Annotated in this window: 8 protein-coding genes; 3 read left to right on the plus strand and 5 right to left on the minus strand. The window is 41.6% G+C overall.

The window, feature by feature from the left end; genetic code table 11:
* The first annotated feature begins 17 nt into the window (after positions 1-17).
* Positions 18-5,474 (plus strand): leucine-rich repeat domain-containing protein, encoded by a 5,457-nt coding sequence (locus B5X70_RS09725; RefSeq protein WP_079557708.1) that lies wholly within the window; start codon positions 18-20, stop codon positions 5,472-5,474.
* A 581-nt stretch (positions 5,475-6,055) separates the two neighbouring features.
* Here B5X70_RS09725 and B5X70_RS09730 read toward each other — a convergent pair.
* The 4 genes from B5X70_RS09730 to mgtE all read right to left on the minus strand — a co-directional run bounded on the left by B5X70_RS09730 (position 6,056) and on the right by mgtE (position 13,258).
* Positions 6,056-7,306 carry a TolC family protein gene (locus B5X70_RS09730; protein ID WP_079557709.1) on the minus strand — a complete coding sequence of 417 codons (1,251 nt, stop codon included), beginning with the start codon at positions 7,304-7,306 and terminating at the stop codon, positions 6,056-6,058.
* A 74-nt stretch (positions 7,307-7,380) separates the two neighbouring features.
* A complete protein-coding gene (locus B5X70_RS09735; protein WP_079557721.1) occupies positions 7,381-10,449 on the minus strand; it encodes an efflux RND transporter permease subunit in 3,069 nt (1,022 codons plus the stop codon).
* A gap of 187 nt (positions 10,450-10,636) precedes the next feature.
* Positions 10,637-11,782 (minus strand): efflux RND transporter periplasmic adaptor subunit, encoded by a 1,146-nt coding sequence (locus B5X70_RS09740; RefSeq protein ID WP_079557710.1) that lies wholly within the window; start codon positions 11,780-11,782, stop codon positions 10,637-10,639.
* Between the two features lie 90 nt (positions 11,783-11,872).
* A complete protein-coding gene (mgtE, locus tag B5X70_RS09745; RefSeq protein WP_088328537.1) occupies positions 11,873-13,258 on the minus strand; it encodes a magnesium transporter in 1,386 nt (461 codons plus the stop codon).
* 340 nt (positions 13,259-13,598) lie between these two features.
* On the opposite strand from mgtE, the gene B5X70_RS09750 reads away from it, so the two are divergent.
* On the plus strand, positions 13,599-14,600 hold the full coding sequence (locus tag B5X70_RS09750; protein WP_079557711.1) for a D-xylose ABC transporter substrate-binding protein: 1,002 nt from the start codon (positions 13,599-13,601) through the stop codon (positions 14,598-14,600).
* 188 nt (positions 14,601-14,788) lie between these two features.
* Here the strand turns inward: B5X70_RS09750 and B5X70_RS09755 are convergent, their stop codons facing one another.
* Positions 14,789-15,979 (minus strand): SGNH/GDSL hydrolase family protein, encoded by a 1,191-nt coding sequence (locus B5X70_RS09755; protein WP_232468381.1) that lies wholly within the window; start codon positions 15,977-15,979, stop codon positions 14,789-14,791.
* A 680-nt stretch (positions 15,980-16,659) separates the two neighbouring features.
* Between B5X70_RS09755 and B5X70_RS09760 the strand changes: the two genes are divergently transcribed.
* On the plus strand, positions 16,660-17,841 hold a 1,182-nt coding region (locus B5X70_RS09760), incomplete at its 3' end, for a hypothetical protein (RefSeq protein WP_143255061.1).

Consider the following 17,841-nt stretch of genomic DNA (forward strand, 5'->3'; position numbering starts at 1 on the left):
AGACCAAAAGCAAAATCATGAGACCATTCAATTCAAAATGTATTTTTTCATTCATCCTGGCAGGTATCCTTTGTATAATAATTACCAAGGCTGAGACGCCTGATATCCAAAAAGCCAGAAATGAAGCCGCAGCTTTTTTTGCGTCAGAGTTAAAATCATCGCACGAGGTTGTTTTATACCCGAGGTATCAATCTCCATTGGGGGTTTCAACGCCGGTTTTTGCATTTCAGAAAGAAGATGAGGGATATGTTGTCATTGCTAAGTTTGGCGATAATTATGTGGTCGCGGGTTACTCAGAAGACGGTCTGCTGGATGCTGAAAACACGCCTGAGGCTTTTTGGCTCTTGCTGCAATCTTATGAACAGATGGATAGTATTGCTCCTCCAGCGTTAAAAACATTGAAGAGCAGTGGTGTCGTTGTGTCTCCGTTGCTCGCCTCACGAGGGGTTAATTTGGGGCAAACCTATCACACCAATGCAGGGGGCTGTCCTTCGGGATGTGCAGCTACTGCAATGGCACAAATTATGGCATATCATCGCCACCCTGATCAACCAACTGGTGCCCATTGTTATGTTCACCCAAACCAGGGGGAGCATTGTGTGGATTTTTCCGAAATTCAATTTGACTGGAACAATATGAACAACACAAATCTTCAGTATTACATAGGAGTAAGCATGGAGATGAATTTTTGTGGCAGTCCTTATGGGAGTTTCCCCGAGCGTTCAGATTTTTTTAATGTGATGGAAGACTATTTCGGTTACTTTTTGCATACACAAGGCATGGGATCGGATTACTGGAAGTATGAACTGGACAACGGACGCCCGTTTTATGCAAGCATGCAAGGCGAAAGATCTGGTCATGCAGTCGTGATTGATGGTTACGACAGCGATGATTATTTCCATATACATTTTGGATGGGCCGGCCTCAGTAATGGCTTCTTTTTACTGAATAATGAAAATCTGATTGCTGCTGGCAGCGACAGGTATCGCTCACGTTTCAGCAGAACAGTATTTATCTCTCCAAATCACTATGTTACCAACGAACAGGACTCGTTGGCTCTGGTGGCGATTCACAACAGCCTGAACGGCCAAACCGGATGGGATTTGTCAAAACCTGTGGTGAAATGGCATGGAGTGAATGTAATGAACGAACGTGTGATGCGTGTGCAAATAGGAAGTTTCGGCAGCAACATCTCCGGCACCATCCCTCCACAAATTGGTCAGTTAACTGAACTCAGAAGTTTGATTCTTAATGCCGATATTAATGATATTCCAGAAGAGATAGGTCTTTTGTCCGAATTGACATATCTGCGCCTAAACGGAAACATTAACGGGACATTGCCTGCTTCAATTACCAATCTGAATAAACTTCAGGGTTTATCAATTCAAAGAGGCCAGGGGAACTTAACCTGGCAAATTCCTTCAGATATTGACCGGATGAGCAGTCTGACAGAACTCTATTTGCCGGATATCGCTGTGGGAACTCTCCCCGAATCGTTTGGACAACTTAGTCAGTTAAGAACTGCCTACTTATACCAAGGTGCCCTTACCGGACAAATACCATCATCCATAGGAAACCTCGGAAATCTGGAAAATATTCAGTTGGCCCGTAACCAACTTACCGGAACAATACCAACATCCATTGGAAACCTAACAAATCTCGTCTATCTGGATCTCTCTGAGAATGAGCTTTCCGGATCATTGCCCGAGGGGTTGGGACAGTTGCAGCGCTTGTACAGACTTAATCTTCAGAACAATGATTTTTCCGGAACTTTGCCTGAGCAGTTGAATTGGTATGATCTTGTGGATTTGCAATTACACAACAACCAACTGGAAGGTGAAATTCCTTCCTCCATTGGAAATTCAAAGAATTTGCAGGGTTTACGGCTTCACAACAACAATTTTTCCGAATTTCCCGATGAAATTGGAGAACTTATAGCGCTTACGCATATTGACGTGAGCGAAAACCAATTAACATCTCTGCCTGAGTCTTTAATGAATATTCCCGGGCTGCTCAGGTTCAAGGCTGCCAACAATCACATAGCAGAACTTCCTGATAATTTCGGTGCATGGGAGAACTTAATTGAACTCAATTTGTCAAATAACAGAATAGAGACATTTCCGGTAGAAATATGTTTTTTAACCAACCTTGAAACAGTTGATTTAAGCCATAACAAGATAAAACGACTGCCATCGGCCATAACCATGCTTACGCCGAAAAATCACCTGTTGTTGGCCCACAATGAAATTTCGGGCAGTATTTCCCGTTCGCTCCTCAATGTTCCATTATTCGCCTTGACCTTATCTCGTAACAGACTCACTTTTGATGACTTGCCAGCTCCGGAAAAACTCAGACATGGCATTGGTGATCAGAAAAGCGCTTTGCTTTCTGTTAATGAAATTAAAGCTAAAATGGGTGATACCCTGTACATTGATATTCGTGATTTGGGAAACTTCTCGAATCCCGACAATGAATATTTCTGGTTGATCTATCCAGATAAAATATCTGCCAGATTCAAGAATGAACTAGACAATCAAGAGTCTGACCCTGTTCTTGTGCTCCCTGTGAATGAAGAAACTTTATCCAGACAATACTATTGCAAAATATTCAATTTTAATGTGCCTGAATATGACAGGGATCACATGGGCAGCATCTCAACTCTGCCAGCTCTACGATTTCTTAATACCGATACCATCGGCATCACTCTCTATACGGAACAGGAACTGGTAGAGAAAGCCTACCCCGACAGGTATGTCACCGAATCGAAAAAATTGCATAACCATTTGGTGTATGACAATAATGTTACTCTATTAGCTCCTGCCGGACTGCGTGGTGAAGTAACCTGGCAAGGCTCGCTGGATGGTCAGAAATGGCACACCATTTCTGAAGAGATGGAACAGGAAAACATTAAAGTCAATGTTGTTGACTTTAATGAACAGGAGCTGGTCATATCAGCACAATCTCCGGCCTGGTTCCGAAGTGCCATTACTGAGGAGTCGTGCGATCCCATCTATACCGATTCTGTAAGAGTAAAGCCCTTGGGGAACTTGTTGTTCGATGAGATGGTTAATGTGGCTGAAGAGTCCTTAACCATATCCGTGGACAGTATTGAAGTTACATTACCGGTTGGCTTAACCGACAAAGATTTTCGCCTTACCATTACCAAGCTGGACAACCCTCCACCAACTCCCGATATGCACCGTTTAAGTTCGGTATATGATGTAACTGTGAGTTTTGGAACCGTTTTCGACATCCCATTGGAAATTAAACTGAAAAACATTGACATCACCGATGTTGATGCCATGAATTTACCCGACTTCCGACCCGTTTACTATGACGATCAGGCACAGGAATGGGTTGAATATCTTGAAGGAGGAATCAGCTTGGAAGACGATGCCGTTGTGTTTTACACGCCCCATCTTACCAAACTCGGATGGTGGGAAGTGAGGCACGGCTCCTATACGCACCGATTCACAAAAAACAGAGCTGAAGTTATATATAAATGGGATACAGGAACAGGTGAGATAAATAGTTTCATGGGTTATGAGATGACTGCCCGACAATCCCCATCAAAACCATGGCATCAGTCCAATACCGACCCTGACACTGGAGGGACTCCCCTGATGATTCAGGATGTGGCGGAATACCTGAACCAGGTGATTGACAGCTTTGCAGTAAGAGGTCTGAACTTGTGGCGATCAAGATTTATTGTATATGTTTCCAATACGGGAAGCGGTTCATTCGGACACATCTCAGCCGGAGGGTATGCACGGGGCTATTTTACACTTAATTCTCAACTTCTGATTGAGACCGACGATTTGAAACGAACCATTGCCCATGAATATATGCACTACATGCAGCAGTTTTATATGGCTGTGATGACCGCCAATACCTTCTGGGCCGAGGCCAATGCACCATTGGCCGGACGTTTGGTGTGGGGTGTTTCGGATTTAGAAAACGCAGAACCCGAAGTAAATCTGCAACAATCCTATAAACCGGTTGGAGGCGATAAAAGCATTTTCGATCTTTTGGGACAGTCTTGGGATGCAGCAACTTTTCTGCCGGTGTTGGAGAAATTTACAGCCAATCAGGCTGATGCTAACCTTTCCAGTACATTTCTGCACTATATGCACCAATATCGTGAAGGAACAAAATTGAACCCGGTTAAAATGCTTACCGATTTACATACTTTTGGCAGCCTCTCATCTATCATCTGGCGCAATTATCTCAATGATCAGATTGTTGCTCAACTGGGATCGACCGTGGGACAGGAATATGACGACTATGTGCGATATATGCTTGAAGGCAGCAACCCAAAACTAACCATCCTCAACAAGGGAAAAGGAAATCCTCTGAGTCATATTATCAATAATACCAAAGATGAGGAGATGGGAACTTTTGCCCAAAATATGATTTATCACTTTAATAAAGATGAAAATGATCCACAGGTAGATGATATTTCATTTGCAGTGCCTTATCTGGCCTCCAAAATGATTGTAATGAGCAACAGTACACCTGACCGCGCTGTAGTGGTAAACTATACCCGGAAACACGATCTTAACCCCGATGGGAAGGTGTATTATGGAAAATATGATTTCGAAAGTGAGAAAATGGTGTTTGAAGAGATCTCAGATTCAACAAAATTCTCAATGCTATTAGAACCCAACTCTCAGTTCTCGGCCAAACGGTATCAAAACATGGGCTTCTTGCTGTTTGTTAACCAAAGATGCCCTTCTGTTATTGGTATCAGCAATAATTTTAATACCTCTTTTGAGTTGGAAGCAATGCCCGTAATCAATATTTATAACATTGCCGATGCTCGCATTACAGATAGGTCGATACACCAATACAGTGACGGGCGTAGTCGTAGCTTTATTATTGATGGAAACATTAATATACCGAATGCCCCCGGCAGAAATCATACAACGACTAACTATAATTCACGAAAAAGGATGCTGAATGATTCTGCCTATGTGGTTTATTCTGGATTTACTGAAAGATTGGTAGTTGACAACGGCCAGAACTCGCCAACCTCTATTACTACCTGGAACAAGGAGCAGGTAATCACTTATAATTTTGTAAAGGGAACATTGGAAATTCAACAGTCTATTCTAACAACCTATCGTTGGGGTGGATATTCTCTGCCTCAACCCAACAGCGATGTTTACATGCCGGCATATACACACACAATAAGAAATGAAACCAAACGCCTAAAACTTAAAAATGTGACATCTTTTGAAGAAGGTCAATATCCGGGATATTATGGCGATGTTTTAGAGTTTAAGACCAGTAATACCAATGAAACCATGCAAGCGGTGGAAGAAATCTATCATACATTTACCGAAACCAGATATGATTCTGAGGGTGATGTGGTTTCCTCCGACAGTGCCACATACACAGGGACTGATTTTTCATCACCTGATATTACTGTTGAAGTAAAAGTACACAATAAAAGAGTGTTTTTTGCCAATTAATGTATATGTTATAATAATTTGCTGATTTTTAGAAAAGCACTCTTGTTTCGAATCAGGAAAATTGTTTTGCCAGCATACTGAGTGGGTAAAACCAAGCCAAAATAAAAGAGGCCTTTTATAAAGAGGCCTCTTTTATTTTTATTCTACCAGCACTTTAATAGTCATATACAGAGTGTTATTCTGACTTTTTAGAACAACACAGAAGGACTGGTTTGTAATTCAACCAGATTATCTTTGCAGCTATGCGTGTCTCTACCACAATTAATGCCTTTTAGTATTTTGTTGTTCAGTCCCTTTTGCAAATGGATAAACTTTAGTGGCAGAACAGATAGAGGTTAATTAATCCAATAACAATGCCTTGTGCTGGTTTTTTAAATACTCATACAATTAAGCAGTTCGCTATAGCTTTTATTTGCTTTATTTATAGATGCATGTGGATGTGTTCCCATAGTATGCAATGTATTTAAAACAAAGAGATTAATTTTATCTAATTCCGCTGTGCGGGATTTTGCTATGCTCTGCATCTAAGATCTAATCCCGATATTATGGGGATTAGATCTATTTATAGAATTACTCTTTTCTTAAAACTCTAATAGCCACTCACCCGATTCCCGGCTGAGTTCAATAATGGAATTCGTATATTGAGCCTGCGTATCGTAATAGTTTATGTAGGTCTCATTTAAAGCACTCTGAGCCTCTAAAACCTCTAACAAACTGACTTCGCCCCTTTGGTAGCTGAACACAACTGCATCACGAACCCGCTCCGCATCTGAGAGGATGCTTTCATCAAAAAGCAATCGCTTTTGAGAAAGGAGGCGATAGTTATCCCATGCTTTTTTTATGCCTGCCTCTACTTCCAAAATGGTGGAGCTAAGCATGGTTTGTGACTGTTCGTAAGCAACGGTTGCCATTCGGAATTCACCTCTGTTTAGTCCCGAGAACTGAAGCGGGATGATGAGCCCTCCATACGCTGCCGACATGCCCGGCATGGGTGAACGTCCGGTTTCGTTATGATACCCTGCGATGATTGATATGTTTGGCAAACGTTCGGATCTCGCAAGCCTCATACCAATTTCAGAGACCTGAACATTTCTTTGGGCTGCTATTACATCGGAGCGTCTGGAAATAGCTTGTTCTCTAAGCCATGGGAAATCTACTGCAATTTGTCTGGAGATCATCTCACCTGTCAGCACTAACGAATCGGCAGGGATGCCTCCCATCAGAAAATGAATGCCTGAAAGTATCTCCGATAGCTCCATGCGTGCATCAAACAGTTCGGCATGAAAATTTCGTGCTTCCAGCCGGGTCTTTATGACGTCTACTTCGCCAATTTCACCGGCTTCATACAGCGCTTTATTTACTTCTAACAGCTGGTTCAACTGTTGCAAAGTTAATTCCATGCGCTGCACTTTTTTTTGCTCTGTAAGTAATTCAATATAGGCTTCTGCTGCTTCGGTTCTTAAGTAGCGCAAAAAATCCTCCAGTTCCGCTTCTGCTGCATATTGTTCCATGCGTGCCAATCGAATGCGGTTTCGGCGTTTGCCGAATAGTTCAATGGGGATTTCCATTTCAAATGCAATGGAGCGAGGCATTTCATCGAACTCATCGCTTCTGAACATAGGAAAGATCATCTCCAGTTCGGGATCCTCAAATACCCGGGCAGCTGTTACAGCTGCCGTGGCAGCTGTAACTTCAAACTGCTCAATAATCAGTTCGAGATTATTGGATAGAACATACTGCATGAATTCATCAAAATTCATCTCCCTTTTTCCCTGCGAATTTGCCAGAATGAAAGGAAACATCAGTATAAATATGATTGTTCTTATTCTCATCTGTTTATTTTTTATATAATGGTTGGTTTTCTATTTTGTCTAACGGTCTAAAAATCTAAAATCTAATAATCTAGTTACCTTGTAAACCGTTTTTCAACCAGATAATATATTACCGGGAGGATGATCATGGTCAGGATGGTTGCAGAGAGTAGTCCTCCCATTACCACTGTTGTGAGCGGGCGCTGAATATCACTTCCCACACCGAATGCGAAGGCTGCGGGCAGCACACCGAATAAGGTGGTGGTTGCAGTGATAAGCACCGGGCGTAAACGTTGAGTAGCACCCTCTATGATTGATTCTTTCAGTTCATTGGATTTTTTCTTAACTATCCGGTTAATGTTTGAGATCAGGATGACTCCATTCTGCACCGCCAGACCGGAAAGAGCGATGAAACCCACTGTACTTGCAACGTTTACAGTCATTCCCCTTGCTTGCAGGGCTACCAGTCCACCGAGGATGGCCAGAGGCAACGAGGCCAGGATGATTGATGGATGTCTAACGGTTCCGAATTCAGCGTACAGGAGCAGGAATATGATTCCAAGTACCATGGCCAGTATTACGAGTGCACGGCCTTCGGCGCGTTCCTTATTCTCAAAGAGGCCACCCCACTCGGTGGTGTATAAATCCTTGTCGTACTCTACTCTCTCCTCAATGGCAGTCTGAGCTTCCCTGAAGAAGTGTGAGAAATCACGTCCCCGTAAATTGAGTTTTACGGTTGCATGTCTGCGGTTCATCTCTCTTGATATTGTGCTTTCACCCGTTGTCATTACAATGTCTGCCACCTGAGAAAGTGCTATTGAAGCACCATCTGGCGAGGTAAGTAGCAGGTTTCCGATTTTCTCAGGCGTATTTCGCATATGTTCAGGGTATCGCAGAATGACATCATACCGGCGCTGTCCGAGGAAAATCTCCGATACCGGTTGCCCTCCAATACCTACTTCTATCAATTCCGAAATTTGTGAAACGTTAATTCCAAATCTGGACGCAGCATCTCTGTCCACCATTATCTGCATTTGCGGAAGAGGTGGCTCCTGGTCGATGGCAAGGTCAACAGCACCCTCAACCGTTTCAAGAACAGCCATGATATCTTCGGCTATTCTTCGGGTTTCCACAAAATCATCACCAAACACTTTTACGACCAATTCACTATGCGCTCCTGCCACCTTGTCGTTTACACCATCAATCATGGGCTGTGAGAAGCCCACAACCATACCCGGGATTTGCTGAAAGCGTTTGTCCATTTCATCAATGAGTTCGAGTTTGCTTCGCCTTGGATTCCATGTGTTATAAGGATGAAGTACCACCATTGACTCAATATGCGATGGAGTAAATGGATCGGTGCCATCATCGTTCCGTCCCAGCTGAGTGACAATGTGTTTTACTTCAGGAAATTCCCGCGCAACTCTTCTTAGTTCAGCTGCCATTTCCGCTCCTTTCTCCATGGATATGCCTGAAGGCATTTTTACCTGTAGCCAGATTGAACCTTCGTCAATATAGGGTAAAAACTCTTTACCAATTTTGTTGAAGGTGAAAGCCGTAAGAAGAACGGCAATAATAGCAGGTATGATGGCGTAACGCGGATAGTTCAGCAGGAAAGCCATCTTCTTATTGTATCTGACTTTTAGCCATTCCAATGGTTTATTTACAAATACTTTAGATGGTTTTTTGTAGGACCATAGCATTAAACCGGGGATCACAGCCAGAGAGAATAGGAGCGCTCCACCCAAAGCATAAGCAACCGTGTAGGCCATGGGAATAAAGAATTTTGCTTCAATCCTTTCGAATGCAAACAGAGGAAGATGAGCCGCTATGATGATAAGCACCGCGAAAAATATGGGTTTACCTACCCTGATGGTGCTCTCTGCAACACGCTCTTCAGTAAATGTTTCACCCGGATTTTTTTCTCTACGCGCCTGCAATGCCTCTACTATTACAATGGCTGCATCAACCAGAATCCCAAAGCTAAGTGCCCCTAAGGATAAGAGGTTTGCTGGAATATCGGTGAGATACATCAGTGCGAAGGCGATGAGCATGGCAAATGGAATTACGGAAGCCACTATCAGTGCGGATCTGATGCTACCCATAAACAGGAGCAGGATTAGCACCACCAACCCGATTCCCTGCAACAGGGTAAAAGAAACCGATCGGGTGGTTTGTTGTATCAGTTCAGTGCGGTCGTAGTAGGGATCTATCCATACCCCTTCGGGCAATATTTTGTTGTTGAGCTCCTTTACCATCTTGTTGACATTGGCCAGAACTGGAGATGGATCCATGTGTCTGAGCAGCACAACAATTCCTTGCACCAGGTCGTCCTCATCGTCGCGTCCCAGCATGCCGTTACGCTCCATTGCTCCAAGTTTAAGTTCTCCTAAATCACGCAGGAATATTGGAGTTCCATCAATTGATGTAACCACCACATTGCCCAAATCTTCAAGCGAGCGTACCAGACCTATTCCCCGTATAACGTAGGCTAAATCGCCCCGATTAACACGGCCACCTCCTGCATTTGAATTATTGTCCTCAACAGCTTCAATCACATCTTCCAGAGAAAGCCCGTATTTTTGTAGTTTCTCGGGGTCTATTTCGCACTGAAATTGGGTGGTTTCACCACCGTGCGTTACCACCTCGGCCACACCGAATACCTCACGTAACTTAGGGATAATAACCCAATCCTGCAGCTCCCGCAATTCTCTTTGGGAGTATATGTCAGAGTGAATGGTATATCTGAAAATTTCGCCCGTTGGGCTTGTCAGTGGCTCCAGTTCAGGCTCGGCGCCATCGGGGAGTTCTGCTTCGATAAGCCTTTCGCGTATGAGCTGGCGGGCAAAGTAATCATCAATTCCATCGGCAAATACCAGAGTTATCATGGACAGTCCAAATGTGCTCTTTGAACGCATAACTACCAGTCCGGGCATTCCGTTAAGAGCCCTTTCAATTGGAATGGTTACTTGCTCTTCAATGGTTTCGGCCGCGTGACCAGGGTATTGTGTTACTACCATTGAAGTGACATCGGCAATATCGGGATAGGCATCAATCTCCAGCCTTGTAAATGAGTAGTACCCGAAAATAGCGAGGAATACGAACAGGGCAGCCATAATTCCCTTGCGGGACAGGCAAAATCGAATGAATTTTTCTAGTAGCATAATTTTCTGTTTTTTGAACACGGGTATTGTTTGTTTGCAGAATTCCAGACTCTTGCTGGTTGTTGGGGTATTCATAAACTGAATCCCCAGTGGTTGTTCATCGCAAAATTTACCCGATGTTTGATTGCAATCTTGACATTATCTGTATTGCTAATCTACTCTTTCTTAGTCATCTCTGTTTTTTGATTTATGGCAACATTACTGCGTTTTGTGTAATTACCATTTCGCCCTCACTAAGCCCGCTGAGGATGACGATTTTTTCATCGACCATTTGACCTGTAACCACTCTGCGTTTTTCAAAAGTATAGGGAGCTTGCTCCACATATACGTAGCTGTAGTCCCTTCGCTGTAAGATGGCTCTGGGGTCGATGACTAAATTTGGGGTTGGATCAGATAACAACCTTACAGTTGCAAACATGCCTGGTTTGAGTTTACGATCTTCGTTTTCGAACTCAATCCGTACTCGTGTAGTACGGGTTTCCGCATCTAGTATATCGCTTACAAAAAGGACAGTGCCTTCATAAACATCTCCGGGCCATGCAGGGAATCGAGCCTCTGCTAAAGTTCCGGGCTTCACATATCGAATATCTTTTTCCTGAATGCTGGCTGAAACCCAGACGTTACTTAAATCAGCAATAATCATCAGTGGTTCTTCCGGTTCAACGATAAACTCACCGGGAGCTACTGCTAAATCAACAACCCGTCCGTTTATTGGTGACCTTACAATGAGAGGTTTGCCCATTTCATCTTCAGATATTCCCAATATCTGCATTTTCATTGTTGCTCCGTTCATTTCACTTTGGGCAATTTCATACTCTGTTCGCGCCTCTTCAAGCTCTCTTAAAGGTGTAATACCTCGCTCATGAAGATCTTCTTTACGTCGCAAATCGCGTTCTGCCTGAGTCAGTGCACTGCGGGCACTGATGAATTCAGTTTGCACCTCAGCTATATCAGGTGAATATAGTTCAAAAAGAGCCTGGCCGGTGGTAACACTCTGTCCCATATTTACAAAAAGCTGAACAATTCGACCGCCAAATGGAGGAAAAATGTTTGCTCGTTTGGAAGGATTGGCTTCCACCGAAGCAGGTGCTGACACCATACTGCGAATGGTGTCCAGTGTTACGGCTTCAATACGGATGCTTTCTCGAATGGGAGACTCTTCCGGAATATAAATATTGTCATTTATCCGTTGATAATGCATGCCCGCAGTTTCCGGTTCAGGTTCTGAGCGAAACTGAGGAATAATGATGGCAAGAGCCAGAACCAAAATGATTCCGCCCAGCAAAATGTTTCGATTGCGAACGGCCTTTGAAGTGGTTTTTTGTGTTTTCATATTTTTTAAATTATCAGTTATCAGTTACCAATTATTAACTATAAACCCTGAACCATCAACAGTTTGTTTCCTTTATAGCTCATCGTTTTTCTAATTGAAAAAGAATAATGTTGCTATTCCAAAATAGATCAGCAAGCCGGTTATATCCACAACTGTTGTAATGGCCGGACTGGCTGCAACTGCGGGGTCTCCTCCAAATTTTTTCACAATCATAGGCAGTGATGCGCCAATGATGGTTGCCGTGATTACCTGAAGACTTAAAGCCAGAGATATTCCTGTAGCTAAGGAGAATAAGCTGTGCATTTCAGGAACTTCGGTCTCCCATGAAAGAAAAAGAACTTTCCCAAAAGCAATCAGACCTAAAACTACTGCCAGTAGCAATGAAATCCGGGTCTCTTTGAAAATTACCGACAGCCAGTTTCGTAATGAAATTTGCCCCAATGCCATGGCTCTGATGACCACAGTTGCTGCCTGACTGCCGGTATTTCCTCCAGTATCAGCCACCATTGGCATATATAGAGCTAAAATAATTAATGCCGACATGGCTTCTTCGTAATGGTGAATGATGAGTCCGGAAATGAGCCCGATAATGGCCAGAGAAGAAAGCCATACCACCCTTTTTTTGAAATGACCCCATACGGTAGTTTGCGAATAATTCAAAATATCTTTTCCCGGAACAATACCCATGAATTTCTCTAAATCTTCGGTATGCTCAGCACGAATAATTTCGATGGCATCTTCCTGAAGCACTATTCCAAGCAATTGCTCCTGGTCATTTATCACCGGGATGGCCACCAGATCGTATTTCTCAATTTTTACGGCGACTTTCTCCCTATCTTCGTTTACATGTGAATAGATGAATTCCCTATGTATGATGGTCGATACCTTTTGATGAGGTTCTGCGAGAATGATGTCCTTTAGGGTGACAAAACCCAAAAGTTTCATGTCATGGTTTACCACATAAATGTGGTAAACCATTTTTTTTGATGGGGCATCACTTCTAACCTTATTGATGGCCTCTTCGCATGTAAGTTCTTCGGTAATGGTTGCAAAATCAGTACTCATGATACCTCCGGCCGTCTCCGGAGGGTATGCGCTCAGGTTTAGTACATCCTCGCGTGTCTTTTTTGTCAGATAAGGTATGAGTTCTGCCTGTTCCTGCTGTGTCAGGTGCTGAAACATGTCTGCACGACTGTCGGAGGGCATATTCTCAAAGATGACAGCAAAACGTTTTTTGCTGACATGCTGGAAAAAATCAAGCCTGCGCGACATATCCAACTCATCAAATATGAGTCCCTGTCTTTCGTTTGTAAAACGACTCAATACCTCCAGTAAATCTTCGTTTCTTAACCCCTGAAATATCTCACCAAGTTCAGCATCCGGCATTTTCCTCAGCAGGGGGATCAGGAACTCCCTGTCAAGCTCGTTGCTCGATAGCTGATCCTGCCATTTGATGATATCTTTAATTTCCTGCATTGATGTGTTTTTAAAATATTTCGGATACAAAATTACGGTACTGAAAGAATATATGCAGTTAGAGAGTATTTAGAGAATTATTAGAATTTTATTAGAAAAAGGAAATATAATTTGCGCTAATTTGTTTCAAACATTTCATTTAATATGAAAATGGATAGATTTTTCATCTCTCATCTCTCAAATGATATAGCGATCAATTCGGTTTATTTGTTTTTTTTGCTTAAATGATTATTTAACAGAAAAAATATGCTATAAATCCCATTGTTTTCTTTTCTTTTTTTACAAATAATCCGTTAATTGTGTATTCGAATTATTCATTATGAACTAACTCTGACTTATAATGAGAGGTATTATTTTATTGTTTCTATCCGGATTCCTAATGTTTGGGAACTCATGTTCAAGAGATGATTCTTCATACACCATTGGATTTATGAATGCTTCAGCGGATCGGACACGTTTTGTTCGAGAGGGGAATTATATGGCCGAAAGGCTCAAAGAGATGGGACATGATGTTGTTATTACAGCCGCAGAGGACAATGATGCACTTCAACTTGCACAGGGATATGAATTGTTGGAACAAGGAGTGGATGCATTGGTGATTGTAGCCGTAAATGGAAATACCATTGCTCCTTTGGTGAGAGATGCGCGAAGCCGGGGGGTTAAAGTTTTTGCCTTTAACAGGATGATCAATAACGTTAGTTTTGATTTTTTTATTACGGGAAACAATGAACAATTTGCTGAATTCTTCTCTGAGGCAGCCCTTTCGGCAAAACCGAGAGGTAATTACGTAATTCTTGGAGGTGATCGCTTTGATCGAAACGGATTTGAGATGATGCACCACATTCAATCATTACTCCAACCACATGTTCAATCCGGCGATGTAAATTTGCTTTATAGTACATATATAGAAGGGTGGAATAAAGCCAGGGCAAAATATGAAATGCAGCAGGTTGTTGATGTTTTTGGGCGTGAAATTGATGTCGTTATCGCTTGCAATGACCCAATGGCAATGGGAGCTTTTGAAGTTTTAAGGGAGAATGATGCTCATCATGGTGTTGTTATAACCGGACAGGGTGGTTATCTTGATGTTGTTCAAAGTATTTATCGGAATGAAATAAACATGACAATCTACCATCCTCTTCAGGAGATAGGTCAGCAAACGGCAGAAATGGTCATACGTATTTTAAATGGTGAGGACCCTGCCAATATAGCTACATCAAATGTGTTTAACGGAGAGGCATATATCCCCGCAGTTAATTTCTCTTCAGTAAAAATCACAAGGGGTAACATCGAAGAGATTTTGATTAATTCAGGGGAATTTTCGTGGAGTGATATCAGATAATAAAGATTATCTGATAATGTCTTGTAGCGAATAACCACAAATATCCTCAGGCGGCATGATTTATAACGGATGTCTTTTTGGAAATCATGACAAATATACCTTTCCTGAGGAACTTTGTGGCTTTCTTATTTAAACATTGGTTTATGCAAGATTCGTTTTCTGTTTAAATGCAAATGTGATAATGCGGTTTACTTAAATAGCTGAAGGTCGATACTTTCACCCATTCTTCGATAACCTGCTTCATTAGGATGCAGAAAATCACCATCGTGCATGTCAGATAATATCATCATAGGATTATCGGATTCTCTCATTTCCTTATCAAAGTCAATCACTGCATCAAATCTACTGCTGTTTCTTATCCAGTCGTTGACTTTGTTTCTTGCTGTCTCTCTGTAATCTTCATAATAGAAAGACTCTCCAAAAGGTAGAATGGTGGCTCCGTAAACTTTTATGTTTTTTTCATGTGCTTTGATTATCATTTGGTCGTAGGCCTTTATAAGGTCATCTGCAACTTTTGAGGCAATTGTACTGTCGGGTGTTTGTCCCAAATCATTCACCCCGGCCAGAATAATCAACCAGCGAACTCCATTCTGTTGAAGTACGTCTCTTTCAAAACGGTCAAGCATGGATGGCCCCAGGCAAGGACGTAAGACGCAATTACCACCAATTCCCTGGTTTAAAACTCCAATGTTCTTTGTGTCATCATTGTTTATTAGTCTTTCCGATAATATATCCGGCCATCTGTTTTGTTTGTTTGTTCCGGATCCCCGACCATCGGTGATTGAATTTCCCAAGGTAACAATTGCGCCTGCGCTTTTTGGAGCTTTTACTTCAATGTTGTTGATAACATACCAGCGGTCGGCTTTAGCGGGTTCATCAAATATTGTTGCTGAAACTTGATTTCCAATAGCCAGATAGGAAGTGGTTCGTGACCCGGGATGACCGGTAACATCAGGGGACGTTTCACCAAAAGCGATGGTAATGGCTAAATCCATTCGAGGTGAGAGACTAAAAGCTACAGGATCGGAAGTAATAGCCGTTCCGGGCTGCATGGTAATATTTTCGTTGTTGTTAAAAGTCAGTTTTTTAATGGTTTCTGCGTCAATTTCATGTCCGCCTTTCGAGACCGCAACCTGCACATTCTTCATGGTAACCGGACTGGTGCTGAACTCATTTGAGAATCTGATTCTCAGACTGTCTCCTCCAATTGAAACTCTTGCTATTTGTCTGAGGGTGTTATTGGTGAGTCCCGGTTCGGGGGGCATATTATGTGGCTCAACAAGTTGAGGAGCAGTTACCCATGTGCCAACCCATTTCTTATTATCCTGTTGCTCTGTACAACCTGTTACAACGGCTAAAGATAGCATGATAGCTATCATCAAGAGTGTTTTAACCTTGAGTTTTGGGAGTTTTTTTAAAAGCAATCTGTAATTGGTCATGTTGTATTATTTAATGAATGTGTTAAACATCAGTAGTTTAGTAATGGGCGAAAAGGCTAAAAGGAATTAAATCAAAGTAAAGAAGATTGACCACCAGACCAAATCATGTTTTACTCATTATCCTAGTATAAAATCTAACTCATTTTATTGAGATATGAAACGTCACGGTAGATAGCAAATATAGCAATTAAACTTAAATACTTAAAGCAACAATCAGAAGCTTTCACCTAAAATGTCCTTCGATAATAACATGATGATGATCGTGTTGCTCGATTTCTTACACCAGAGTTTAAATATGACTTAAATTGAATTGTTTTACCATCGGAAGTATAAGCAATTTATTAGATACCTATTTATAAATCTTGTATTGAGATATGACTTTACAGATATTTTAGTTTTGAGTTTTTGAAGGATAGGTTGTTTTAATATATTATCATAACATAATTATAATATTCTTAGTTGTTAACGTATAAATTTATGCTGTTTACCAATTTTGGTTTAATTCAAGTAATTTTTGTGCTTAAATTATGTTTGGCAATGTTCTGGGATTAATTATACGAAGAATATATGCTACTAGTTTTTGTAGCCATACAGTTAATATTTTATCTAAAACCCTGAGAATGAAAAAGATTTTTACCCTAAGTTTAATGTTGTTGTTCGTATACAACTTACAGGCTGTTGTTTTGGTCACTTTAAATGAGAGTAGTTTAACGAACAGAGAAACAGCAGTAATTGAAATGTTTAATGGCTATGGAATTATAGCTAACATCAAAGGAAAAGAAGCCTCATTTGATGAACTGAAAAATTTCAACGTGATAGTTGCAACAGAAGATGGAGCCATCACAAAGGAGACAGTAGATCAGTTAATTGAAAATGGTAATCATGTTTATTTACTGTTTAACGCTGGAATACCATTAGGTGGAAATTGGGTTTCTCATGGTTCAATTACAGGATATAGGACTATTAATATTGAACGTAATGAGATTTTTTTTGATGGATATGCATCAAATCTCAACTTTAATATTCAATCAGGAGCCACTGCTTATGCAATAGGTTCCGAGTATCCTATTGGTTGGACAGCCGTTGCAAGAAATAATGTGGGATCATCAAATAAAACTGTTTTATATCGGGAGCATACTTCTGGAGGAAAAGGATTAATTTTCACCTATAACCCTTCTGCATTTTCTCCAGTAGGAAAAAATGTTGCCGATTTGATTTACCAATGGTTTGAAGGTGCGCCTGCTTTTCCCGGAAAAACGGTTCCAGACGGGAATGTGGCTTTTGTAATAACCAATTATGATGATGGCGACAATCCTGATTTAACAGATTCTGAACGTGCTCATTACATCAGGCTTTTAGATCAGGGTTATGAGGTTAGTTTTATTCGCTTTAGCCGTTTGTCTCATTCCGATTTGAGCTCCGCCGCTCTTATCACAGCCGTAGAATATCCCAGTATGAATAGTCAGTTGCTCAATGGGATGTTATCTGAAGGTCACAAGGTTTTATTGATGTACTCCTCGGGAGGTCCTTTTAGTACTTCATGGAATTATGGAGCAACACATACAGCTTACCGGCACTTAATCATCGAACAGAACTCTGTTTTTTTCAATGGGTTTGCATCAAATTTAAGCTCCTTGGTTCAATCAACCAGAAGCGGATATTCCATGAGTGCAGATTATCCTATCGGATGGAATTCAATCGGACGTAATAGTATCAATAGTACCCATAAGACCGTATTATACAGAGAGCATGCATCGAGTGGGGGTAAGGCCTTGATGTTTACTTATGATCCAGCAGGATTA

It is taken from the genome of Alkalitalea saponilacus (assembly GCF_900168165.1).
In the GTDB taxonomy this organism is placed as follows: domain Bacteria; phylum Bacteroidota; class Bacteroidia; order Bacteroidales; family Marinilabiliaceae; genus Natronoflexus; species Natronoflexus saponilacus.